Annotated in this window: 23 protein-coding genes; 9 read left to right on the top strand and 14 right to left on the bottom strand. The window is 68.5% G+C overall.

Features of this window, described 5'->3' with window-relative positions; all coding sequences use genetic code 11:
* Positions 1 to 8 precede the first annotated feature (8 nt).
* Both lepA and C8K36_RS05220 read right to left on the bottom strand, forming a co-directional pair.
* Positions 9 to 1955 (bottom strand): translation elongation factor 4, encoded by a 1947-nt coding sequence (lepA, locus tag C8K36_RS05230; protein WP_420910842.1) that lies wholly within the window; start codon positions 1953 to 1955, stop codon positions 9 to 11.
* A gap of 379 nt (positions 1956 to 2334) precedes the next feature.
* The gene (locus C8K36_RS05220; RefSeq protein ID WP_107983295.1) at positions 2335 to 2652 is read right to left on the bottom strand and encodes a hypothetical protein; all 318 of its coding nucleotides are present in this window, start codon (positions 2650 to 2652) and stop codon (positions 2335 to 2337) included.
* A gap of 146 nt (positions 2653 to 2798) precedes the next feature.
* On the opposite strand from C8K36_RS05220, the gene C8K36_RS05215 reads away from it, so the two are divergent.
* Positions 2799 to 3353 carry a type II toxin-antitoxin system PemK/MazF family toxin gene (locus C8K36_RS05215; protein WP_107983294.1) on the top strand — a complete coding sequence of 185 codons (555 nt, stop codon included), beginning with the start codon at positions 2799 to 2801 and terminating at the stop codon, positions 3351 to 3353.
* A gap of 72 nt (positions 3354 to 3425) precedes the next feature.
* Here C8K36_RS05215 and C8K36_RS05210 read toward each other — a convergent pair whose 3' ends face one another.
* A complete protein-coding gene (locus tag C8K36_RS05210) occupies positions 3426 to 4196 on the bottom strand; it encodes an aquaporin (protein WP_107983293.1) in 771 nt (256 codons plus the stop codon).
* A 332-nt stretch (positions 4197 to 4528) separates the two neighbouring features.
* Here C8K36_RS05210 and rpsT point away from each other — a divergent pair, with 332 nt between their 5' ends.
* A complete protein-coding gene (gene rpsT, locus C8K36_RS05205; protein ID WP_107983292.1) occupies positions 4529 to 4789 on the top strand; it encodes a 30S ribosomal protein S20 in 261 nt (86 codons plus the stop codon).
* 122 nt (positions 4790 to 4911) lie between these two features.
* On the opposite strand, the gene holA is transcribed toward rpsT, so the two are convergent.
* From holA to C8K36_RS05150, 11 genes are all read right to left on the bottom strand, one after another.
* Positions 4912 to 5889: a DNA polymerase III subunit delta gene (gene holA / locus C8K36_RS05200; RefSeq protein ID WP_107983291.1), complete on the bottom strand. Its 978-nt coding sequence runs from the start codon at positions 5887 to 5889 to the stop codon at positions 4912 to 4914.
* Entirely contained in the window at positions 5886 to 8273 is a 2388-nt protein-coding gene (locus tag C8K36_RS05195) for a DNA internalization-related competence protein ComEC/Rec2 (protein WP_107983290.1), read from the bottom strand. Before C8K36_RS05195 ends, holA begins: the two co-directional genes overlap by 4 nt.
* A gap of 16 nt (positions 8274 to 8289) precedes the next feature.
* A complete protein-coding gene (locus C8K36_RS05190; protein WP_107983289.1) occupies positions 8290 to 9171 on the bottom strand; it encodes a ComEA family DNA-binding protein in 882 nt (293 codons plus the stop codon).
* Positions 9172 to 9240: 69 nt separating this feature from the next.
* The gene (locus C8K36_RS05185; RefSeq protein ID WP_107983288.1) at positions 9241 to 10119 is read right to left on the bottom strand and encodes a DegV family protein; all 879 of its coding nucleotides are present in this window, start codon (positions 10117 to 10119) and stop codon (positions 9241 to 9243) included.
* Between the two features lie 4 nt (positions 10120 to 10123).
* Positions 10124 to 10888 carry a diglucosylglycerate octanoyltransferase gene (gene octT, locus C8K36_RS05180; RefSeq protein WP_107983287.1) on the bottom strand — a complete coding sequence of 255 codons (765 nt, stop codon included), beginning with the start codon at positions 10886 to 10888 and terminating at the stop codon, positions 10124 to 10126.
* Between the two features lie 40 nt (positions 10889 to 10928).
* Positions 10929 to 11510, bottom strand: a complete 582-nt coding sequence (locus tag C8K36_RS05175) for a histidine phosphatase family protein (protein WP_420910858.1) — start codon at positions 11508 to 11510, stop codon at positions 10929 to 10931.
* 80 nt (positions 11511 to 11590) lie between these two features.
* Positions 11591 to 12010, bottom strand: a complete 420-nt coding sequence (gene rsfS / locus C8K36_RS05170; protein WP_107983285.1) for a ribosome silencing factor — start codon at positions 12008 to 12010, stop codon at positions 11591 to 11593.
* Positions 12011 to 12784, bottom strand: coding sequence for a nicotinate-nucleotide adenylyltransferase (nadD, locus tag C8K36_RS05165; protein ID WP_420910841.1), 774 nt, complete (start codon positions 12782 to 12784; stop codon positions 12011 to 12013).
* Positions 12785 to 14239 (bottom strand): vWA domain-containing protein, encoded by a 1455-nt coding sequence (locus C8K36_RS05160; protein WP_107983283.1) that lies wholly within the window; start codon positions 14237 to 14239, stop codon positions 12785 to 12787.
* A 13-nt stretch (positions 14240 to 14252) separates the two neighbouring features.
* A complete protein-coding gene (locus C8K36_RS05155) occupies positions 14253 to 15134 on the bottom strand; it encodes an AAA family ATPase (protein ID WP_107983282.1) in 882 nt (293 codons plus the stop codon).
* A gap of 19 nt (positions 15135 to 15153) precedes the next feature.
* A complete protein-coding gene (locus C8K36_RS05150; protein ID WP_107983281.1) occupies positions 15154 to 16437 on the bottom strand; it encodes a glutamate-5-semialdehyde dehydrogenase in 1284 nt (427 codons plus the stop codon).
* Between the two features lie 44 nt (positions 16438 to 16481).
* On the opposite strand from C8K36_RS05150, the gene C8K36_RS05145 reads away from it, so the two are divergent.
* From C8K36_RS05145 to C8K36_RS05115, 7 genes are all read left to right on the top strand, one after another.
* On the top strand, positions 16482 to 17894 hold the full coding sequence (locus C8K36_RS05145) for an amino acid permease (protein WP_107983280.1): 1413 nt from the start codon (positions 16482 to 16484) through the stop codon (positions 17892 to 17894).
* A gap of 38 nt (positions 17895 to 17932) precedes the next feature.
* Positions 17933 to 18805 carry a ribokinase gene (locus C8K36_RS05140; protein ID WP_107983279.1) on the top strand — a complete coding sequence of 291 codons (873 nt, stop codon included), beginning with the start codon at positions 17933 to 17935 and terminating at the stop codon, positions 18803 to 18805.
* A 48-nt stretch (positions 18806 to 18853) separates the two neighbouring features.
* Positions 18854 to 19315, top strand: a complete 462-nt coding sequence (locus C8K36_RS05135) for a GNAT family N-acetyltransferase (RefSeq protein ID WP_107983278.1) — start codon at positions 18854 to 18856, stop codon at positions 19313 to 19315.
* A gap of 52 nt (positions 19316 to 19367) precedes the next feature.
* Positions 19368 to 21476 carry a RecQ family ATP-dependent DNA helicase gene (locus C8K36_RS05130; protein ID WP_107983277.1) on the top strand — a complete coding sequence of 703 codons (2109 nt, stop codon included), beginning with the start codon at positions 19368 to 19370 and terminating at the stop codon, positions 21474 to 21476.
* A gap of 132 nt (positions 21477 to 21608) precedes the next feature.
* The gene (gene ectA / locus C8K36_RS05125) at positions 21609 to 22136 is read left to right on the top strand and encodes a diaminobutyrate acetyltransferase (protein WP_107983276.1); all 528 of its coding nucleotides are present in this window, start codon (positions 21609 to 21611) and stop codon (positions 22134 to 22136) included.
* 13 nt (positions 22137 to 22149) lie between these two features.
* On the top strand, positions 22150 to 23409 hold the full coding sequence (ectB, locus tag C8K36_RS05120) for a diaminobutyrate--2-oxoglutarate transaminase (RefSeq protein WP_107983275.1): 1260 nt from the start codon (positions 22150 to 22152) through the stop codon (positions 23407 to 23409).
* Between the two features lie 43 nt (positions 23410 to 23452).
* A complete protein-coding gene (locus tag C8K36_RS05115) occupies positions 23453 to 23869 on the top strand; it encodes an ectoine synthase (RefSeq protein ID WP_107983274.1) in 417 nt (138 codons plus the stop codon).
* Positions 23870 to 23905 lie beyond the last annotated feature (36 nt).

Raw genomic sequence — 23905 nt, 5'->3', positions numbered from 1 at the left:
CTGTCCCCCTACTTGCCCTTCGGCTTGTCCGCCACAGCCTCGTTCGACAACGCCGCAACGAAGGCTTCCTGCGGGACCTCGACGCGACCGATCGTCTTCATCCGCTTCTTGCCCTCCTTCTGCTTCTCGAGCAGCTTGCGCTTACGGCTGATGTCGCCGCCGTAGCACTTCGCGAGCACGTCCTTGCGGATTGCGCGAATGTTCTCGCGCGCAATGATCTTCGCTCCGATCGCGGCCTGGATTGGCACCTCGAACTGCTGACGCGGGATGAGCTCGCGCAGCTTGGTCGTCATCTTGTTGCCATAGGCGAACGCGGCGTCCTTGTGCACGATCGCACTGAACGCGTCGACGGCCTCGCCCTGCAGCAGGATGTCCACCTTCACCAGCGCGGCCTGCGCCTCACCGGACTCCTCGTAGTCGAGGCTCGCGTATCCCTTGGTCCGCGACTTGAGGGCGTCGAAGAAGTCGAACATGATCTCGCCCATCGGCAGCGTGTAGCGCAGCTCGACGCGGGTCTCCGAGAGATAGTCCATCCCACCGAGCTCACCACGTCGGGACTGGCACAGCTCCATGATCGCGCCGGTGTACTCGCTCGGTGCGATGACGGTGCACTTGGCCATCGGCTCGTACACCTCGCGGACCTTGCCCTCCGGCCAGTACGACGGGTTGGTCACCTCGTGCTCGACGCCGTCCTCCATCACCACTCGGTACACCACGTTGGGCGCGGTCGAGATCAGGTCGAGGCCGAACTCGCGCTCGAGTCGGTCCCGGGTGATTTCCATGTGCAGGAGGCCGAGGAAGCCACAGCGGAAGCCGAAACCGAGTGCCACCGAGGTCTCCGGCTCGTAGGCCAGCGCCGCGTCGTTGAGCCGCAGCTTGTCCAGGGCGTCACGCAGCACCGGGTAGTCGGAACCGTCCATCGGGTACAGGCCGGAGTAGACCATCGGCTTGGGGTCGCGGTAACCGGTCAGCGGCTCGGACGCGCCGTTGCGGAAGGTGGTGACCGTGTCGCCGACCCGCGACTGCCGCACGTCCTTGACGCCGGTGATCAGGTAGCCGACCTCCCCGACACCCAGGCCGGTGGTGACCTTGGGCTCGGGGGAGATGATTCCCACCTCGAGCAGTTCGTGCGTGGTGCCGGTCGACATCATGGTGACCTTCTCGCGGGGACGGATCTTGCCGTCCACCACGCGCACGTACGTGACGACGCCGCGGTACGAGTCGTACACGGAGTCGAAGATCATCGCTCGTGCCGGACCGTCCGCGTCGCCCACCGGGGCGGGAACGACCCGGACGACCTCGTCGAGCAGTTCCTTCACACCGACGCCGGTCTTACCGGAGACCCGCAGCACGTCCCCGGGCTCACAGCCCACGATGTGCGCGATCTCGGCGGCGTACCGCTCGGGGTCGGCGGCCGGCAGGTCGATCTTGTTGAGCACCGGGATGATGGTGAGGTCCTTCTCCATCGCCAGGTACAGGTTGGCCAGGGTCTGGGCCTCGATGCCCTGCGCGGCGTCGACGAGCAGCACAGCACCCTCGCAGGCTTCGAGCGCGCGCGAGACCTCGTAGGTGAAGTCGACGTGACCGGGCGTGTCGATCAGGTGCAGGACGATCTCTTCGGTCGTGCCGTCCTCGTTCTCGACCGTCCACGGCAGACGCACGTTCTGCGCCTTGATGGTGATGCCGCGCTCGCGCTCGATGTCCATACGGTCGAGGTACTGCGCGCGCATCGCCCGCTCCTCGACGACTCCGGTGAGCTGCAGCATCCGGTCGGCCAGCGTCGACTTGCCGTGGTCGATGTGCGCGATGATGCAGAAGTTCCGGATCTTCGACGGATCCGTGAACGTCTTCTCCGCAAAGTTGCTGCTCAAGCCCAATTCCCTCGTCTCACTCGCGCACTGACATCGACCCGGTCCGGTCGCCCGTCCCGCACTGGTCCCGCACCAGGATCGCATCGACTGCGTCCCGTGCCCTCCCATCATCCCTTGGACACCGGTGGGCGTACACATCCAGGGTCACGGCCGGTGACTTGTGACCGAGGTAGTGAGCCGCCGCCGGGACCGGCGCGTCCTTCACAAGCTTCGGGCCTGGGGAGCCGTATGTGGCCGACTTCGACGGCTCGGGAAGCGACGTTCCGGTCAAGAGCAATTGCTTCGCTGAAGCGCTTACGCCGTGGGGATACCGAAGTGACGCCGCAACCGCTTCCAGCGCCGTGCCATCGCCAGGACGCGAATGTGGTCGCCGCGATCTCGATGACCGCGACATCTGGGACGTCCGTTCGAGGAACGCGGGTGCGTCAGGACCGGCGTCACCAGAGCTTGACCGAGCGGGCGCTCACCCCACTCGCTCGGTGGTCCCGTCGCCTCTGCGCCGCGGAGCATTGTCAGCGTCGATGGAGAGCCGAACGCCCTCGTACACCGCCGTGTACGGCACATCGTCGTCATTGTCCGAGTCGCCGGAGTCCGCGGGATCCGGCAGTCCCACCATCTCCTCGACGACGATCAGTGCTCTCGCCGCGCCGGGATCGAACATCTCCTGAAACGGCCCGACGAACGACCCCCCGAGCCCGCGGTGCTTCGCCCGAACAGCCGCCCACCCGAACAGCACCAACGGACCGATCATGGCGATCAGCACCAACACGGCCCCACCCATGCCCGCGAGCGTACCGATGAGATCCTCCGCTCCGGCCAGAAGCGAAGGGGCTGACTTTCCGTTGGTCAGCGAACCACATGGCCTCCGTGTCCGATTCTTCTCTCACTTCCAGGCGATGGCGGCCTCCGCCGCTAAGCTCGGATCCCATGGCGAGCACGTGGGGCAGCATCGGCAGAAAACTCGGGGATCTCGCCGTCGCGCAGGGCCCGAAGTTGCTGCGACAGCTCCAGAACACCACCGCAGTCAAACGAGCGACCGAGGCAATCGCCGGCACGCCGGCGGGCTTCGAGCCGGGACGCCCTGTGTCGCGCAGGACGTCGCCGTCGGCGCATCGTGCCCGCAAAGTCGAGTACTCCCCGGACCTGGACGGGCGCGCCGATCCGGGCGAGATCGTCTGGACGTGGGTCACCTACGAGGAGGATCCGGGTCAGGGCAAAGACCGACCCGTGTTGGTGGTGGGCCGCGACGGCAACACCCTGCTCGGCCTCATGCTCTCCTCCAACGGCGATCGCGACGACGAGCCGAACTGGATGGCCCTCGGCGCCGGCACGTGGGATGCGGAGAACAGGCCGAGCTGGGTCCGGCTGGACCGGGTGCTCGACGTGCCCGAGGCTGGCATCCGCCGCGAGGGCGCGGTCCTGGACCAGCCGCGGTTCGAGAAGGTGGCCGCGCGACTGCGTGCCGAGTACAGCTGGCACTAGCTCGCACTGACAGAACAGACGACCGCAGGCCCGGCACGAATCGCATGCCGGGCCCGCGGTTGTCTGTACAGATCAGTCGTTCAGCCTGTTGTACCGGCCGAACAGCGCCCGGTAGATCAGGGCACCCAGCGCGCCTCCGATCAGCGGGAAGATGATGAACAGCCACACCTGCCCCAGCGCGCCGGGCTGGTACAGCGCGACAGCGAGGCTGCGGGCCGGGTTGACGGACGTGTTGTCGATCGGGATCGAGATCAGGTGGATTACCGCCAGAGTGAAACCGATCGACACGCCTGCGAGAGGAAGGTCGGAGAGCTGGTCGGTCGAAGCGAGTACGACGAACACCAGCAGCGCGGTGAGGATGACCTCGACCGTCATCGCCGCGCCTATGCCGTAGCCGGACTCGATGACCTTGCCGAGCGGGCCCGACTGGGCCGACGGGCTGTGGACGCCCCACCCGTTCGCGGCGAGCCCGTCCTCCCGACGGTCGTAGCCGGGCATGCTCTGCGCGATCGCGTACACCGCCAAACCCGCGACGAGCCCTCCGATGACCTGAGACAGCACGTAATAGCCCGCCTTGGCAGCAGACACACGGCCGAGAATGAAGTGCCCCAGCGTCACCGCAGGGTTGACGTGACAACCCGAGATCGGGCCGATCGCGTAGACCAGGAACATCAGCGTCAGGCCGAACGCCAGCGCGATCCCCAACTGGCCGACCGCGGTCCCGGAGAAGACCGCGGTACCGATCGCGGCGAACACCAGCACGAAGGTTCCGGCACCTTCGGCAAGATACTTCTTGAGATCGGAGATCTCTTCCTTCTCCGCAATCTCCTGTGCTGTTGACATACACCCACCTTCCGAACCCGCAGAGAATCTGTGCCGTTCGATCGGGACTTTACGTACAAGCTGGTCTCTTTTCGGCAGTTTCCGCCGGGCGCGAGTCCGAATCGATATGCGCGCGTTCCCTTTCCGCGGACGAGCCGATACGCGCGCGCGGGAGGAACCGGAATCGAACCACCCCGATCGCCCGATCGCTGCCACACGAGGTACCGTTCGACAAGCCCTGGACGGCCGCCGGTTTGAGATTGCAGCACGGCTACTGGTAACGTCGTCAGTCGGCGCATTCGTGCGCCCAGAGCTTTCCGACAGTAACCAGCAAAGACGACAGGATTTTACGCGTGGCCAACATCAAGTCCCAGGTGAAGCGAATCCGCACCAACGAGCGCAACCGACTCAGCAACCAGTCGGTCAAGTCGGCGCTTCGCACCGCGATCCGCTCCTTCCGCGAGGCCGCGGCAGCCGGTGACAAGGACAAGGCCGGCGAGCTCCTCGTCTCCACCAGCCGCAAGCTCGACAAGGCAGCCAGCAGCGGCGTCATCCACGCCAACCAGGCCGCCAACAAGAAGTCGGCGCTCGCGAAGGTCGCCAACACTCTCTGACAAGTTTCTGACGGTTCCGCCGTCGCAAGCTCTGTAGAAAGAACCCCCGATCGGTGATCGGGGGTTCTTTCTCGTTTCGCTATCGAGTCGATCGCGGCGGCAGTCGTCAGGCCCCGCGCGCGTCAGTTTCCCCCGTGGAGGTCGACGATCCGCTGGACGGCCCACTCGACCGCATAGTCGGCGTCCGCGGCCTGCCCCTTGACGTCGGCGTTGAGCTTCGCGACCACCTGCAGTGCCTCACCGATCGACGCCGGATCCCAGCCGCGCGCCTGGCCCTGCGCCTTCTTGATCTTCCACGGCGGCATGCCCAGGTCGGACGCCATCCGGAACGGGTCTCCGCGCCCGGCCGATCCGACCCGCGCGATGGTGTGGACGGCGTCCGCGAGCGCGTCGGCGAGCAGCACGTGCGGGACACGGCGGTGCATGGCCCAGCGCAGCGCCTCCATCGCACCGCGCCTGTCCCCCGCCACCGCCTTGTCCGCGACGTCGAAGCCTGACACCTCCGCCTTGCCGGAGTAGTAGCGCTGCACGGCGCCGGCATCGATCTTTCCGCCGGTGTCGGCGACGAGTTGCGAGCTCGCGGCCGCGAGCTCACGCAGATCCGAACCGACGGCCTCGACGACCAGTTCCAGCACCTCGGGCGACACCCGCACACCGGCGGTCCGGAACTCGCCACGGACGAACTCGATCCGCTCGCCGGCCTTGAGCTTGGCGCACTGGTGCACGGCGGCACCGGACTTCTGCAGCACTCCCGCCATCGCCTTCGCGCGACCGCCACCCGAGTGCAGCACCATCAGCACGACGCCCTCGGGGAGGTCCGCGGCGGCGTCCTGCACGAGCGTGACAGCATCCTTACCGGCCTCCGCGGCGGCCTCGAGGACCACCACACGATCCTCGGCGAACAATGACGGGCTCAACAGCTCCGCCAGCTCGGGGGCACTCGTGTCACCGGCGCGCAGCCGCGAGATCGGAATGTCGCCGCCCGCCGCTCCTGCCGCGGCCCGCACGGCCGCGACCACGGAGGCCACCGCACGCTCGACCAACAGTTCCTCGTCGCCCAGGACGAGGTGGAGCGGATCGGGCCGCGTTGAGGTGCTCACTGCACGATGGTCCCACGAGAATGGCCGACCACGGCAAGTGCCCCGGACCCGGAGCGGGTGATCGCGACGTCCCCGCTCCGGTCGGTGCGCACGACGACAGTACCGAGGGCCTCGAGCCGTTGCACGATCCCGGGATTCGGGTGCCCGAACGTGTTGTCTGCACCGACACTGACGATCGCGACCCGCGGCCGGACCGCGGCGAGGAAGTCGGGGCTCGTCGTGCGGGATCCGTGGTGCGGGACCTTGAGCACGTCCGCGCGCAGCGATAAGCCTGACCGCAGCAGCGCGCGTTGCCCGGGTTCTTCCACGTCGCCCGTGAGGAGGATGCTGCCCGCCGCGGTGTGCGCCATCAGTACGAGGGATGCGTCGTTGGCGCCGTCCTCCGCGGCGTCCGATGTCCGGGGTTCGGGGAGCAGCGGCCCGAGCACGGTCAACCGCACCGGGCCCACCGTCAACTCCTGTCCCGGCACGATCCGCACCAACGGAACGTCGGCGCGGGCGGCCGCCGACGAGACGAACCGGAATCCGCCGTCCGGCAGGCTCCCCGGGCCGATCGCGACCGCGCCGACCGCTCTCCCCCGGAGCACCGCGTCCAGGCCGCCGTAGTGGTCCGCATGCAGGTGCGTGACGATCACCAGTGCCACCTCGTCGATCCCGAGACTTCGCAGGCACCGGTCGACGGGCCCGGGTTCCGGCCCCACGTCCACCACCACGCCCCGGCGTCCACCGGCGGACAGAACCAGCCCGTCACCCTGCCCGACATCGCACGCCGCAAGCGCCCAGCCCGGCGCGGGCCAGCCGGGCTGATGGAACCGGGTCGGCACCCACACCGCGGCCACACCGATCGTGAGCGCCAACAGCATTCGGCGGGACCAGCGGTGACGAACCGCGAGTGCCGCGACCGCCACGCCGATCGTCACGATCACGGCACCGACGGCTCCGTCGCGGACGGCGAGGACCGCTCCCGGTACCGCCGCCGACCGATCCGCGACCTCGAGTAGCCACCACAATGGTGGTGCCGCGAGCCGGACCACCACCGCAGCCGCGGGCGCCCACACCGACGCAAGCACTGCGGTCACGGCGCCGACGACGGTGATCGGCGCGACGACTGGGGCGACCAGCACGTTGGCGACGATCGAGACGACGCTGACGGTACCCGCCATCGCGGCGACCAGCGGCGCGGTCAACACGAAGGCCGCGACGGCGACGGCGCACATCTCCGCGAGCCACCGCGGCCACCCCCGACCTGTCAGGCGTTCGACCATCACCGGCGCGACCAGAACCAGCCCGGCCGTCGCCGCAACCGAGAGCGCGAAGCCGAAATCGACTGCCAAGGAAGGAGACACGGCGAGCAGGATGATCACCGATGCGGCGAGGGCCGGGACGGCCTGCTTCCGCCGGCCGGTGACGAGCGCCAGCAGCGCGACGCACCCCATCGCGGCGGCGCGCAGCACACTCGGCGACGGCCGCGCGACGACGACGAACGCCGCCAACGCCAATCCGGCGAGCAGCGCCCCGGTGCGTGGACCGATCCCGGCGCCGCGCACGAGCAGCAGAACGGCGCCCAACACGATCGTGATGTTCGCGCCCGAGACGGCCGTGAGATGTGAGAGTCCGGCGGCGGTGAACTCGTCCTTCACCTCCGAGGGCAGTGCCGAGGTGTCGCCCACGACGAGACCGGGGAGCAGTCCCGCCGCGTCCGACCCCAGTCCGGCGGCCGACGCCGTCGACAACCCCTGACGGATCGCCCCGGCCCATCGCTGCACCGCCGGCGGTGCACCCACGTCGGTGGGCGGACCGGTCACGCGGACCACCGCGACCGTCAGATCGCTGCGCTCCGGCGTGTCCAGTTTCCCGCGCACCGTCGCCTGCTGTCCCGGCAGGATCCCCTCCCAGTCCGGTGCGTCGGCGAACATCAGTACCTTTCCGCCGACCCGGGTGCCGCCGTCGCCACCCACGACCGACCGCAACGACGCGCGGATCAGGACCTGCTGGGTACCGCCGAAACCTTTACCGCGCAATAGCTTCGGATCGTCGTCGAGGACGACCGACAGCGTCGCAGATCTACCCTCCCGCGCGGTCGCCGCGAGTGGGTGCACCGTGACCGCATGGACACGGACCGCGATCGCCGCCGCGAACCCGGCGCCGATCAGCGCGGCCGCGACGATACCCACGGCGAGGATCGGCAGCGGGCGCCCCGACCCGCCCGCACCGCGGCGGCCACGTGCGACCAACGCTGCCGAAGCGATGCCGACCGCCCCGAGCACACCCGCGGCGACGGCGGCCGTACGCCAACCGCCGTGTAGGCCGAGCAGCGTCGCTCCCCAGCAGGCAGCGGCTGCCGGGACCAGCCTCAGGTCGAGAGCCGACTCCCGGCTGCTCACCGCCGCGCCCGCACCATCAGAGCGTCACCAGATCGCGCAGCTTGGCCAGGCGGGCCGGGCCGATCCCGTCCACCTCCCCCAACTGCTCGACGGCGCTGAACTTTCCGTTGGTCTGCCGCCACGAGACGATCGCCGCGGCGGTGACCGGCCCGACTCCCGGCAACGCATCCAGTTCGGCTTCGCCGGCGGTGTTCAAGTTGACCTTGCCCGCACCACCCGTGGCCGTCCCCGGCACACCGCTTCCGGCTGATGTCCCCACCCGTGCGCTGCCGACCGTCGTCGCCCCACCGTCGATGGGCGCTGCGCCGACGAGGATCTGATCGCCGTCGTCGACGCGTTCGGCCATGTTCAGTCCCAGGACGTCCGCACCCGGCCGCGCTCCGCCCGCCGCGGCCAACGCGTCCGCGATACGCGAGCCCGGGGGAAGATGCACCAGCCCAGCCTGATTCACCAGTCCGACGACACTCACGATCAGCTGCGCGTTCGCGTCAGGAGCCACGGTCGTCGTTGCCGGCGGAGCATCCATGCTCCGGGCGCCGCCGATGTCGGCCTGGTGGACTTCGACGACCGGTAGCGGTGGCACCGCCTGTTCCGTCGGCCGATCGCGCCAGACCGTGGCCGCCGCGACGCCGGCGGCGACCAGCCCCACGAGCACCAGCGCAGCGGCACCGCGGCGTCCGGGTGTCAGCCGCGCGCGGCCGGCCCGATGTGGGGGAAGGTCCTCCGGCTCGTCCGGCTCCGAGTGTCCGTCGCGCTCGAACAGCCATCCCGGTGCCCGCTCGCGGACATCACCGACGACATCCGGTTCGTCGCCGGGAGCGGCGACGGTCGGTGCCGGCGCAGTCGATGCCGCCACCAGCCTGCGTCGAACCGTCTCACGATCCTGATCGGTACCCATGGGACCGACGCTAGAACCCTGGTCGGACGGTGACCCGGCGGAATCAGGCCCGGGAAAGAAACCTGTGGATCAGTGATCAGCTGTGGATGACGGGGACGAATCGTCCTCCGACGCGGGCAGACCCGCACCGCCGGGGCACACCACGACCCCGATCGCGCCGGGCCCGACGTGGGCGCCGAGGACAGCACCGATCTCGGTCACGATCACCTCGCTCAGATCGGGGATTCGATCCTTCAGCTGCGCCGCCACCTCCTCGGCGCGGTCGGCGGCGTGCGAGTGGTGCACCGCGACCGCGGCCGGGCCGGGCCCGGCCTGCGCCACCGCGGCGTCCACGAGCTTCGCAAGAGCCTTCGTCGACGTCCGGGTCTTCTCCCGCAACACGAGTTTTCCGTCGACCAGATGCAGCACGGGCTTCATGGCGAGCGCCGTGCCGAGCAGAGCGGCCGCCGTGCCGATGCGGCCACCGCGCCGCAGATGGTCGAGTCGATCGACCACGATGAGCGTGCGCCCGCGGGCCGCCACCTCGACGGCTCGTTGATACACCGACTTGAGCCCCCCTCCGGCGCGTGCCACACGCGCCGCAGCGAGTGCAGGGAAACCCAGGCCCATCGCCGTCGACTCCGAATCGACGATGCGCACCTTCTCGCCGAGCTTCTGCGCCGCTTGCCTGCCCGCCTCCCACGTCCCGGACAGCCCGCGCGAAATGTGCACGGCCACTACCCCGTCACCGCCGCTCTGTTCGAGCGCTTCGGCGTACGCGTCGGCGAGCTCACCCGGCGACGCACCGGACGTCGTCACGCCGGACAGATCGTCCGGAACCGGATCGATGCCGTCCCGCAGATCCCGACCGTCGCTGAGTAGATGCAGCGGCACCACCCGAATACCGAAGCGATCGATCAGTTCGGGCGACAAGCAGGCCGACGAATCGGTCACGACGACGACGGGCACGGCGCTACTCCGTTCCGGACTCGGTGGCGGCGGTCGGCGCGTCGGCGCGTCGGACGTTCTTGATCGCATCGATCATCACCGCGGCCACCTCCTCGTGGGCGTCCCAGCCCCAGTGAATTCCGTCCGGGTTGGCGCGATCGGAGAAGACGTTGTCGCGCACCGCGTCCGCAAGGTCGACCATCGGCACGCCCTTGCTCGACGACCACTCGGCGAGCGCCCGCACCGCGGGCTCCCGTCCGGTGTGAACCCGACCGTACGCGTCACAGCGATGCACCGCCGGATACGTGCCGATCACCGGCAGGTCCGGCCGGATCGCGGCGAGCGCGTCGCGGCAGCTCTCGAGATACTCGACCGACAACTTCGGCGGCAACGCCACCGGCCGGCCGAGCTTCGAGAGCCGCGGCTGGAGCCACTGGTAGCCGGAGCGGACTACTCGTCTCAGCGCGGGCGGACGAATGTAGCGCAGTTGCTCACGTAGCGCGGTCGGCAGCGGCGACGGCAGCGAATCCATCCCGCCGACAGCGAATACGACGGCACCCGCCTGAGGCACCGCCGCCCACACCCGCGGATCCTGCGTGATCGCCCACCACGCGTCGCGGCTGGTCCAGCCGATTCGGGCGACGAGCTCGACCCGCCACCCCAGTTCCTTCGCGACGAGACTGGGCCAGATCCGCGGATGGTCGGCAGGAAGCCCGCCCTTGGGCCCGTAGTAGGCCAGCGAATCCGCGACCACCAACAGGACGGGCTGACCCGCCTCGGGAGACGTCACGACGACACCCCCGTCAGAACCGGAATCGACGGGACCCCCGTCAGAGAATGTCGCCTGCCACGTTCGCCGACGCGTTCCACACATCCAACCGCCATACCGGTTCCGTACCCTCCCCGTGTCCGCTGAGCTGCACCCAGCTGGTGTTCCCGAGTCCTCCGAGCACCGGCCAGCGATCCACCGGCAGGTCGAGCAGTCGAGCGGTCAGCGCCGCGATCAGGCCGCCGTGCGCGACGAGCACCAGCGGATCCGATCCCCAGTTCTCGTGGCGCGCCAGCAGTTCCTGCACGACCGGCAGGCTGCGGGCGGCGACGTCGGTGCGGCTCTCCCCCTGCGGCGGGCCCCACTCGGCGTCGGTGCGCCACAGCGCGCGAGCGCCGGGCGAGATCTCGTCGACGTCGGTGTGGGTGAGCCCCTGCCAGTCGCCGAGGTGCGTCTCCCGCAGCCGGGTGTCGGTTTCGACCGGCAGACCGACGTGGTCACCCAACGCGAGCGCGGTGTCGTGCGCGCGCCGCAGGTCGGACGAGACGATCGCGAACGGGCGCTTGTCGGCGAGGGCTTGCGCCGCCGACTTCGCCTGCGAACGCCCCAGGTCGGACAGATCGGTGTCGAGCTGTCCCTGCATCCGGTTGGATGCGTTGTATTCGGTCTGGCCGTGCCGCAGCAGGATCAGCCGCCTGACCGCTGGTCCGGCTGCGGCGGCCGTCACTGCTGGGGCTCCCCATCCTCGTCCGCCGGCTCGTCGCCGATCGGAAGCTGGCGCTGCTCGACACCCTCGACGGGGATCTCGGGGCAGTCCTTCCACAGCCGGTCGAGCGCGTAGAAGTTGCGCTCGTCGGTGTGCTGGATGTGCACCACGATGTCGACGAAGTCGATCAGGGCCCAGCGTCCCTCGCGGGCGCCCTCGCGACGGACAGGCTTGTGCCCGGCCTCACGCAGCTTGTCCTCGACGTTGTCGACGATCGCGTTGACCTGACGTTCGTTGGCAGCCGACGCGATGACGAAGCAGTCCGTGATGACGAGGTGCTCCGAAACGTCGAGCACCACCACGTCCGTGGCCAACTTCTCGTCGGCCGCCAGTGCCGCGATTCGTGCCATCTCGATGGCGTCGTTCGATGCGCTCACTCAGTGTTCTCCCGATTCTTGTACTGAAGATTGTGAAGGGTCGGCGGACGACTGTCGCGCCGGGACGGGCTCCGACATCGTGACCGCACCGTCCAGCCGCTCCGCCCCACGCGGCCGGTACAGGTTCCGTTTGCTGATGTACTGCACCACCCCGTCCGGCACCAGGTACCAGACGGGTCGATGTTCGCTGGCCCGCAGTCGACACTCGGTGGACGAGATCGCCAGCGCGGGGATCTCGATCAGTGTCACCGCATCGCGCGGCAGCCGCTCGAGGTGGGACGCGAGGTGCTCGGTGTGCAACTCGTAGCCCGGCCGCGAGACGCCGACGAACTTGGCCAGCGCAAAAAGTTCCTCCCAGTCCTGCCACGACAGGATGTTCTCGATCGCGTCCGCGCCCGTGATGAAGTACAGCTCGGCGTCCGGATGCTGCGCCCGCAGGTCCCGCAGCGTGTCCACCGTGTAGGTGACCTTGCCCCGGTCGATGTCGACGCGGCTCACCGAGAACCTCGGGTTCGACGCGGTCGCGATGACCGTCATCAGGTAGCGGTCCTCGGCCGGGCTGACATCGCGATCGTCCTTCTGCCACGGCTGTCCCGTGGGCACGAAGATCACCTCGTCGAGCGCGAATCGATCCGCGACCTCACTGGCGGCCACGAGGTGACCGTGGTGGATCGGATCGAAGGTGCCACCCATCACGCCCAGACGGCGCCGAGGGGTGATCGCTGAGGACTGCTGCACGAGGATCCAGCTTACGGGCTGCCGTGGCGCGCCCATTCACACAGGCAGCAAACCGGCGACCACCGCCGCGAGTTGCTGCGAGGAGCGGCACTCGTGCATGTCGATCACCTCGTTGTAGACGAGGGCCGCCGAGTCGCCCGTCCCCCACTGACCTCGCGGTTCGGGGTTGAGCCAGTGGGCGTGCTTGGCAACCGAGACCAGATTCTCGAGGGCGGGCAGCCCAGGATCACGGTAGTTGTTGCGGGCGTCACCCAGCACGAGGAGCGAACTGCGGCCGGTGAGGGTGTGCGCGTACCGCTCGGCGAACACCCCGAGCGCGTGACCGTAGTCGGAGTGCCCGTCGTACGTGATCAGTTCGGCCTCACGGATCATCCGCGACATCGCCGTTCCGAGATCGGCTCCCGTGTCGAAGAAGCCGGTCACCTCGTCGGTGGTGTCGATGAACGCGAAGATACGTACCCGGGAGAATTGCTCGCGCAGCGCGTGCACCAGGAGCAGCGTGAAATGCGAGAAACCGGCCACCGATCCCGAGACGTCGCACAGCAGCACCAGCTCCGGGCGGGCTGGGCGCGGCTTGCGCTGGACCAGATCGATCGGCACGCCGCCGGTCGACATCGACTTGCGCAGGGTGCGGCGCAGATCGATCGAGCCCGCGCGGGACCGGCTGCGCCGCGCGGCCAGCCGGCTGGCCAGGAGCCGGGCGAGCGGTGTCACGCTCCGTCGCAGAGCAACCAGTTCGGAGTCGGACGCCCGCAGGAAGTCGACCTCCTCGGCAAGCTTGGGCACCCCGTAGCTCGCGACCCGTTCCTTGCCGACCTGCTCCGCCGACCGGCGGCGCGTCTCGGACTCGACCATCTTGCGGAAGTCCGCGATCCGCTGCACCGCGGCACGCTTGGCGACCTCGGACGCGTAGTTGCCGCCCGCCTTGTCCTCGTGTGGCTGGTTGCCCAGCAGCCCGGAGAGGATCTTCTCGAGGAGCCTGTCGGGCGCGACGTTGCGCAGGGCCTGGTACGCCGAGAACGACGGCCCGTTCGACGACTCGTACTTGCCGATTTCTTCGACCATCTGCGCGACGATCGCCTCGAGCTGTTCGAGCGCCTCGGGCGAATCGTCCGAGAGGAGGTCGGCGAGTAGTTCCTGCAGGGCGGCGAAGTCGATCTCGCCGTCGGTGGTCCGGGGCAGCGAGGGATCCGCACCGCCGTCCGAATCCGCGCCGCGCACACCGACACCCGAGGGGAACCACAGGTCGAACAGCGCGTCGAACGTGGCGCGGTGGGTCGGACGCCGCAGCAGCGAGCACGCGAGGCCTTCCCGCAGCGCTTCGCGGTCCAACAGGTCGAGCACCGACATCACGCGGCCGGCGTCGACAGTCTCGGAGGGTCCGACGGCGATGCCGCGTCGCCGGAGGGCCTCGACGAAGTCGACGAGATGGCCCGGGATGCCGTGCGGAGCCGGCGGGCCGCCGCGGCGGCGTGCGGACGGGGTGACCATCGGCTCGGCCCTCTCAGTTCAGACGGAGCTCGGCGGCGGCGCGCTGGTGATCGGCGCGATGCTTGAGTACGACACCCATCGTGGCGCGGACGGCGTCGTCGTCGAGGGTGTCGAGTCCCAGCGCGAGCAAGGTCCGTCCCCAGTCGATGGTCTCCGACACCGACGGCACCTTCTTGAGCTGCATACCGCGCAGCACGTTCACCGTGCGGACGAGTTGCTCGGCGATCGCCTCGGGCAGCTCCGGAACCCGGCTCGCCAGGATCCGGCGCTCGAGGTCGGCATCCGGGAACTCCAGGTGCAGGAACAGGCAGCGGCGCTTGAGCGCCTCCGACAGCTCGCGGGTCGCGTTCGAGGTGAGCACCGCGAAGGGCTTTCGGGTCGCGGTGATGGTGCCGAGTTCGGGGATCGTGACGGCGAAGTCGCTGAGCACCTCCAGTAGCAGGCCCTCGATCTCGACGTCGGCCTTGTCGACCTCATCGATCAGCAGCACCGTCGGGTCCTCACGGCGGATCGCGGTCAGCAGCGGGCGCGTCAGCAGGAACTCCTCGGAGAAGACGTCCTGCTTCGTCGCGTCCCAGCTGTGATCACTGCCTGCTTGAATGCGCAGGATCTGCTTCGCGTGATTCCACTCGTAGAGCGCGCGGGACTCGTCGACGCCCTCGTAGCACTGCAGGCGCACCAGCTCCGCGCCGGACGTCTGCGCGACGGCCCGGGCCAGCTCGGTCTTGCCGACACCCGCCGGACCCTCGATGAGCAGCGGCTTTCCCAGCCGGTCGGCGAGGAACACCGCGGTCGCGGTCCCCTTGTCGGCGAGGTAGCCGGTCTCGGCGAGACGCGCGACGACGTCGTCGACGCTCGCGAACAGCGGCGGTGCAGTCGGCAGGGCCCGGTCCACACTCGCTCCTTTCGGGCCGTCAGGCCGGTCGGGTATGGCCGTCTCCCCAGACAGTCCACTTGGTCGAGGTGAGCTCGCCCAGCCCCATCGGGCCGCGGGCGTGCAGCTTCTGCGTGGAGATCCCGATCTCCGCGCCGAACCCGAACTGCTCACCGTCGGTGAACGCGGTCGAGGCGTTGACCATAACCGCGGCAGCGTCGACACGGGCGGTGAACTCGCGCGCCGCGGACAAATCGGACGTCACGATGGCCTCCGTGTGGCCCGTCCCGTAGCAGTCGATGTGCGCGACGGCAGCGTCCATCCCGTCGACGACCTTGAGGGCGATGTCGAGGGTCAGGTACTCCTCCGACCAGTCCTCCTCGGTGGCCGGCACGAGTCCGGGCAGGTCGCCGTGCACGGTGACGCTGTGCATCTGGAGTGCCTGCAGCAGCTTCGGAACCGCGGTCTCGGCGATCGCGGCATCGACGAGCAGCGTCTCGGCGGTATTGCACACGCTGGGGCGACGAGTCTTGGCGTTGAGAACGATCTTCTCGGCCATCTCCAGGTCGGCCGCGGAATGGACGTAGACGTGGCAGTTGCCGACGCCCGTCTCGATCGTCGGGACGGTCGCGTCGCGGACGACCGCGTTGATGAGGCCGGCACCGCCGCGCGGGATGACGACGTCGACGAGGCCGCGGGCCTGGATGAGGTGCGTGACACTCGAGCGGTCGGCGCTGGGGAGCAACTGGACGGCATCGGCGGGCAGACCCTGCTCGGTGAGCGCTGCCCGGAGCACCTTCACGAGCGCGGCGTTGGAGTGGGCGGCCGACGACGATCCCCGCAGCAGTGCCGCGTTGCCGGACTTGAGCGCCAGACCGAATGCGTCGACCGTGACGTTCGGGCGCGCCTCGTACACCATGCCGACCACGCCGAGGGGCACGCGGAGCTGACGGATCTCGAGGCCGTTCGGCAGCGTCGAACCGCGGACGATCTCACCGATCGGATCGGACAGACCGGCCACCTGACGCAGTCCGGCCGCGATGCCCTCGACACGCGCGGCCGTCAGGCGAAGTCGATCGAGCAGAGATTCCTCGGTACCGGTCGCGCGGGCCGCCTCGATGTCCGCGGCGTTGGCAGCCAGGACGGCGTCGGTGGCGGCGAGCACCGCATCCGCGGCCGCGTGCAGGGCAGCGTCCTTCTGCGCAGTGGTCAACAGCGCCAGCACCCGGGACGCGATGCGCGCGCGACGGGCAGCGTCGTGCACCTCGTCACGGATGGCCCCCGAGTCGTTGGCGGCCGGTGAAGTATGCGTCGCGGCAGTCATATCTACAGATTAGCGAGCGCACCAAGCGCATAATCGTTCTGCCCATGCGCCGCCAGCGTAAGGAAAAGTCAGTGTCACGACACGAGACGATCCACGAAGCACCGTCCGAGGGATACAGCCGCGGACTCAATGCCCGCACCGTGCAGATGATCGCGCTCGGCGGAGCGATCGGCACCGGCCTATTCTACGGCGCCGGCGGCGCGATCGAGGAGGCCGGGCCGTCGCTCATCCTGGCCTATCTGGCGGCCGGCCTCGCAATCTTCGTCATCATGCGTGCTCTGGGTGAACTGCTCACCTACCGGCCGATCTCCGGCAGCTTCGCCGAGTACGCGGAGGAGTTCCTGGGACGCTTCTTCGGTTTCGCGACCGGGTGGGCGTATTGGGCCGTCTGGGCTGCCACGTGCATGGCCGAGATCACCGTGGCCGGCAAGTACGTCGAATACTGGTGGCCGAGTGTGCCGACGTGGCTGACCGCCCTCGTCGTCCTGCTGGTGCTGTTCAGCGCCAACCTCATCTCGGTGAAACTCTTCGGCGAGGCCGAGTTCTGGTTCTCCGCCATCAAGATCACCGCCATCCTGGGGATGATCCTGATCGGCATCGGCGTCCTCACGCTCGGCTTCGGCCACGCCACCAACCCCACCGTCACCAATCTGTGGGCCGACGGCGGCGTCTTCCCGAACGGGTTCGGCAGCGCACTGATGACCCTGCAGGTCGTGATGTTCGCGTACGTGGGCGTCGAGCTGGTGGGTGTCACGGCCGGGGAGGCGAAGAACCCCAAACAGACGCTGCGCAAGGCGATCAACACCCTGCCGTTCCGCATCGGCCTGTTCTACGTCGGCTCTCTGATCGTGATCCTGTCCGTCGCGAGCTGGCGTGACTTCCAGGCCGGGAAGAGCCCGTTCGTCGAGGTACTCGAACAGATCGGCATCCCCGCGGCGGCGGGGATCATGAACTTCGTCCTGCTCACCGCGGCACTGTCGTCGTGCAACTCGGGTATCTACTCGACGGGCCGGATGCTGCGCAGCCTGTCGCTGCGCCACGAGGCGCCGGCCGCGCTGGGCAAGCTCAACGGCCGGCACGTCCCGTACGTGGGCATCACGATGTCGGCCGCCGCGATGATCATCGGCGTCATCGTCAACATCCTCTCCCCCGACCGCGCCTTCGTCTACATCACGTCGGTCTCGACGGTCGGCATCATCTTCGTCTGGGGTGTGATCCTCGCCTGCCACCTGCGCTACCGGCGCTTCGTGAACCGGGGAGCGCTGCCGGCATCGGACTACCGACTGCCCGGCGCGCCCTACACGAACTGGATCGCGTTGACCTTCCTCGCCTTCGTCGTGGTGCTGCTCTTCTTCAGCGAGGCCGGCCGCATCGCGCTGGTGGTCGGTGCGGTGTTCGGTGCCCTGGTCTGCGGCGGGTACTACATGCTTCTCGGCCGGGCCTCCTCCCGCTACTGACACCTCCCGCTGCCGGCCACGGCAACTAGCCTCGATACATGGCGGAGAACAGCGTGGTAGTCGTCGGCAGCATCAACATGGATCTGGTGACCCGGACTTCCCGGATGCCCGCCCCCGGCGAGACCATCCTCGGAACGTCCTTCGCGACCACACCGGGCGGCAAGGGTTCGAACCAGGCGATCGCGGCCGCGAAGGCCGGTGGCGACGTCGCCTTCGTCGGAGCGGTGGGTGACGACACGTTCGCGCTCGAGCTGCGCCAGACGCTCGTGGACGCCGAGGTCGACGCCGAACACCTGCGGGAGGTGCCGGGCCCCAGCGGGGTCGCCGCGATCACCGTCGACGACGACGGCCAGAACTCGATCATCGTGGTGGCGGGGGCCAACTCACACGTCCACGACCTCACCGAGAGCGAACTGGCGGCGATCGCGAACGCCGACGTCCTGCTGTGCCAGTTGGAGATTCCGATCCACACGGTGACCGCAGCCGCCCGCCACGCCTCCACGCACGACACCCTCGTGATGCTCAATCCGTCGCCGGCGCAAACACTTCCGGACGACCTCGTCGACGCCGTAGACGTCCTCGTCGTCAACGAGACCGAGGAACGCCAACTCGGCGAGGACACCCTCTCCCGCGTGCACCACGTCGTCACGACCCTCGGTGCCGACGGCGCGCGCTACCGGGGTCCGACGGGCGAGCGAGTTCGGGCCGACGCCCTCACCGTCGACGCGGTCGACACGACGGGCGCCGGCGACGCCTTCACCGGCGCGCTCGCCGTCGCCTGGAACCGCGGGCCGCAGGAGGCACTCACCTTCGCTGGTGCCGCGGGCGCGCTGGCGACGACCCGGCCCGGCGCGGCGGCGGCCTCGCCGACACGGAAGGAGATCGACGCGCTGCTGGCCCGCCAAAGCTGACACGAAAACGGGTTGGAGCCTCGACCCGACGGCCGTACGCTCCACGGAATGCGTTCCACACACGACCCGGTCCTACGCCCGTGCCACGGCCCCGCCGAGTGGCCTTTTCTCGTCCGCATCTGGCGCAGCGCTGTCGAGGCGACGCACACCTTCCTCTCGCCGGAGGACGTCGACTTCTACGCGTCACGGATGTTGAGCGACTACCTGCCGGCGGTCGAGCTCACGGTCGCCGACGTCGAGGGCACCCCGGCAGGCTTCTCCGGGCTGGCCGGCAACTCCCTCGAAATGCTGTTCGTCGACGACACGTATCGCGGTCGTGGTGTCGGTTCGGCGCTGCTGCGGCGTGCGCTCGCCGACCACCCGGACCTGATCCTCGACGTCAACGAGCAGAATCCGCAGGCCGTCGGGTTCTACGAGCGCCACGGGTTCGTCACGCGGAGCCGTTCGGCGACCGACGCCGACGGGCGCCCCTTCCCGATCCTGCACATGGCGCGGTCGACAGCCGACTGAGCGCGCCCACCGCGTCACCCGACCTGTCGGCCCCCTCGGGCACGATGGAGACATGACGACCGCGACCACCACCGAGTCTGCCGCCGAACTCCGCGACGAGGCCGAGCGGTTGCTCCGCGAACTCGCGGGGCCGCAGGCCGTTCTGCGCGAAGACCAGTGGACGGCGATCGAGGCGCTCGTCGTCGGGCGCCGGAGAGCGCTCGTCGTGCAGCGCACCGGCTGGGGCAAGTCGGCCGTCTACTTCATCGCCGCGAAACTGCTGCGTGCGCGCGGTCACGGCCCCACCGTCATCGTCTCGCCCCTGCTGGCGCTCATGCGTAACCAGGTGGCGTCCGCGGAGCGCGCGGGGGTGCAGGCCGCGACGATCAACTCCGGCAACGTCACCGAGTGGGACGAGATCCACCAGCGCGTCGCGGACCGTGAACTGGATGTGCTGCTGGTGAGCCCCGAGCGGCTCAACAACCCGGACTTCCGCGACCAGGTGTTGCCGTCCCTCGCCGCGGACGCGGGGCTCGTCGTGGTCGACGAGGCGCACTGTGTGTCGGACTGGGGCCACGACTTCCGTCCGGACTACCGCCGCATCCGCACCCTCGTCGAGGAACTGGGCGAGGGCATCCCCGTGCTCGCCACCACAGCGACCGCGAACGACCGCGTCGTCGCCGACGTCTCCACTCAGCTGGGGGTCGGCGGGGCCGAGACCCTCGTGCTGCGCGGCACCCTCGAGCGCGATTCGCTGAGCATGTCGGTGGTGCGCATCCCGGAGGCGACCCAGCGTGCGGCGTGGCTCGCCGAGCACCTCGACGATCTGCCCGGTTCGGGCATCATCTACACCCTGACGGTCTCGGCCGCGCGCGACCTGGCGAGCCTGCTGTCCGACCGGGGCCACCAGGTGGCCGCGTACACCGGCCAGACGGACGCCGCCGAGCGCGAGGTTCTCGAACAGGATCTGCTGAACAACCGCGTCAAGGCACTGGTCGCGACGTCGGCACTGGGCATGGGCTTCGACAAGCCCGACCTCGGGTTCGTCGTACACCTCGGTGCACCGTCGTCGCCCATCTCGTACTACCAGCAGGTGGGCCGCGCCGGCCGGTCGACCGACAGCGCCGAGGTGGTGCTGCTTCCGGGCCACGAGGATCAGCAGATCTGGAGCTACTTCGCGTCGGTGTCCTTCCCCCGGGAGCACATCGTCCGCAAGGTCATCGACGTCCTCGACACCGAACGCCCGCAGTCCACGATGGCGCTCGAGCCGCTCGTCGAACTGAACCGCACCCGACTCGAACTGGTCCTCAAGGTCCTCGACGTCGACGGCGCGGTCCGGCGCGTCCGCGGCGGCTGGCTCGCGACCGGACAGCCGTGGACCTACGACGCCGACCGCTACGGCCGGCTCGAAGTGGCCCGGCAGGCCGAGCAGCAGGCCATGCTCGAGTACGAGCGCACCGACGAGTGCCGCATGACGTTCCTGCGCCGCCAACTCGACGATCCCGGACTCTCCGACGACGCCCGGTGCGGCCGCTGCGACAACTGTGCCGGGCCCAAGTACAGCGGCGCGGTGAGCGACACCACGCTCGCCGACACCCGGCAGCGCCTGCAGCGCCCTGGAATCGACCTCGCGCCCCGCAAGCAGTGGCCCACCGGCATGGCAAAGCTGGGAATCAGCTTGTCCGGCAAGATCTCCGACGGTCCCGAGCCCGGTCGCGTGCTGGGACGCCTGTCGGATCTCGGCTGGGGGCAGCGCCTTCGCGGACTGCTCGACGGCCCCGACGCGCCGGTGCCCGATGCCATCGTGGACGCCTGCATCAAGGTCCTCGCCGCGTGGGACTGGAGCGACCGCCCGGGATCGGTCATGGGCCTGGAGTCGTCGACGCACCCCGTTCTGGTGCGCTCCCTCACCGCACGACTGGCTGAGGTGGGACGGCTCGACGACCTGGGCATCCTGCACGTGCGGCCCGAGCATCCACCCGTCTCGGCCGCCAACTCGGCGTACCGCGTCGCGGGACTGGACGGCATGTGGGACGCCCCGGACCTGTCCGGCCTCGACCGTCCCGTCCTCCTGCTCGACACCGTCAGCGACACCGGATGGACCCTCACGATGGCAGCCCGGACACTTCGGAAGGCTGGCGCCCCCGCAGTCCTGCCATTCGCGCTCGCAACCCCCAAGTAGCGCGTGGTGTGATCAGCCTCACATAGGGTGCCTCACCTGCAAGGGCATCGGGTCTCCTCTGTCCGATTTACTCGGATCCGTGAAATCGGGACGCGCGATTGTTAGGTTCGATTGACAAGGACGCCAACCACAATGACGCCATTACAGCTGAGAAATACCTCAACCACCGCGCCGGACGCGGTGGAGTTTCGTAAGCCCCAGATCTCAGACGGAGTCCGGCTCTGGGAGATCGCCAAGGATTCGCAGGTGCTCGATCTCAATTCGAGCTACTCATATCTACTGTGGTGCAGAGATTTTCAGGACACCTCGATAGTCGCCACCGCCGACGACAGGGTCGTCGGATTCGTCACCGGCTACGTGCGCCCCGAGGTGCCGGCCACACTCTTCGTCTGGCAGGTTGCCGTCGACGATAATCAGCGAGGCCGCGGGCTGGCCGGTCGCATGCTCTCGAATCTTCTCGATCACGTTGCATTGCAAGGTGTCTGGAAACTCGAGACCACCATCAGCCCCGATAACGCCGCATCGATAGCACTCTTCACCTCCGTGGCCCACCGGCGCGGATGCGTGATCACCAAAAATGAACTGTTCTCCCCCAACGATTTTCCCGACGGGCACGAGGCCGAGGATCTCTACACGATCTCGCCGCAGAACGCCTCCTGAGGAAGGAGCACTCATGACCACTGTCGAGACCAGCATCTTCGAATCGCTCGAATCCGAGGTGCGGAGCTACAGCCGCAACTGGCCCGCCGTCTTCGATACCGCATCCGGAGCGTGGATCCGCGACGAGACCGGGCGTGAATACCTGGACTTCTTCGCGGGCGCCGGTGCGCTCAACTACGGGCACAACAACCCCGTCATGAAACAAGCACTGATCGACTACATCGCGAGCGACGGCATCACACACGGACTCGACATGTCGACCGTCGCCAAACGCGAGTTCCTGAAAAGCTTCCAGCGCAACATCCTGGAACCGCGGGGACTCGACTACAAGGTGCAGTTCCCCGGGCCCACCGGCACCAACTCGGTCGAGGCGGCTCTCAAGCTGGCCCGCAAGGCGACCGGCCGCGAGTCGATCATCAACTTCACCAACGCCTTTCACGGCATGACGCTCGGCGCGTTGTCGGTGACCGGCAATTCGATGAAGCGCGCCGGCGCTGGAGTGCCGTTGGTGCACGCCACGCCCATGCCGTTCGACAACTACTTCGGCGGCGTCACCGAGGACTTCCAGTGGTTCGAGCGGGTGCTCGACGACTCCGGCAGCGGACTCAACCGTCCGGCCGCGGTGATCGTCGAGACCGTGCAGGGCGAGGGCGGCGTGAACGTCGCCAGGCCCGAATGGCTGCGCGCGCTCGCCGACCTCTGCCAGCGCCGCGACATCCTGCTCATCGTCGACGACGTGCAGATGGGCTGTGGCCGTACCGGTCCGTTCTTCTCGTTCGAGATCGCCGGGATCACCCCCGACATCGTGACGCTGTCGAAGTCGATCGGCGGCTACGGCCTGCCGATGGCGCTCACACTGTTCAAACCGGAACTCGACCTGTGGGCTCCCGGTGAGCACAACGGCACGTTCCGAGGTAACAATCCCGCCTTCGTGACCGCGACCGCGGCACTCGACCACTACTGGTCCGACGATGCCCTGCACCGGTCCACCCTCGCGAAGGGCGAGCGGATCAACCGGATCTTCTCGAACCTCGCCGAGACGTTCGACGGGGTCAGCACCCGCGGCCGCGGCATGGTTCAGGGCCTCGTGTTCGCAGACCCCGGGATGGCCGTGAAGGTGTGCGGACTCGCCTTCGACGAGGGCCTACTCGCCGAGACGTCCGGACCGTCCGACGAAGTGGTGAAACTGTTGCCACCGCTGACCATCGCCGAAGACGAGCTCGACCACGGCCTGAGCATTCTCGCCGAGGCCACCGCCAAGGTCTTCGCCTGACGGCACGGGTCCTTCCGAAACTGCAGTGACGAGAGGAGCTTTCATGATCGTTCGTACCACCGACGAGATCACCGACACCGACCGCGACATCACCAGCGAGGACGGGAACTGGCGCAGCAAGCGCATCGTGCTCGGGGGGGACGGCGTGGGATTCTCGTTCCACGAGACCGTGATTCGAGCCGGGTCCGTCAACGAGTTCCACTACGCCAATCACATCGAGGCGGTGTGGTTGGTCGAGGGTGACGGCATCCTCACCGACCTCGAGAGCGGCGAGGTCTACCAGCTGCGCCCGGGCACCATGTATCTGCTGAACGGGCACGAACGTCACCGCGTGGAACCGGTCACCGAGATGCGCATGCTGTGCGTGTTCAATCCCCCGGTCACCGGTCGCGAGGTGCACGACGAGAACGGCGTCTACCCGTTGATCACAGTCGACGAGGCGGAACGCCAGGTCTCGTAACAGCGTCGGGGACGGAGGGCCGGGTCGACTCGTCGA

Origin of the sequence: Rhodococcus sp. OK519 (assembly GCF_003051005.1) — a bacterium.
Taxonomy (GTDB): Bacteria; Actinomycetota; Actinomycetes; order Mycobacteriales; family Mycobacteriaceae; genus Prescottella.
The sequence above is the reverse complement of the archived record's forward strand: the minus strand, read 5'-3'. Positions and strand labels throughout refer to the sequence as shown.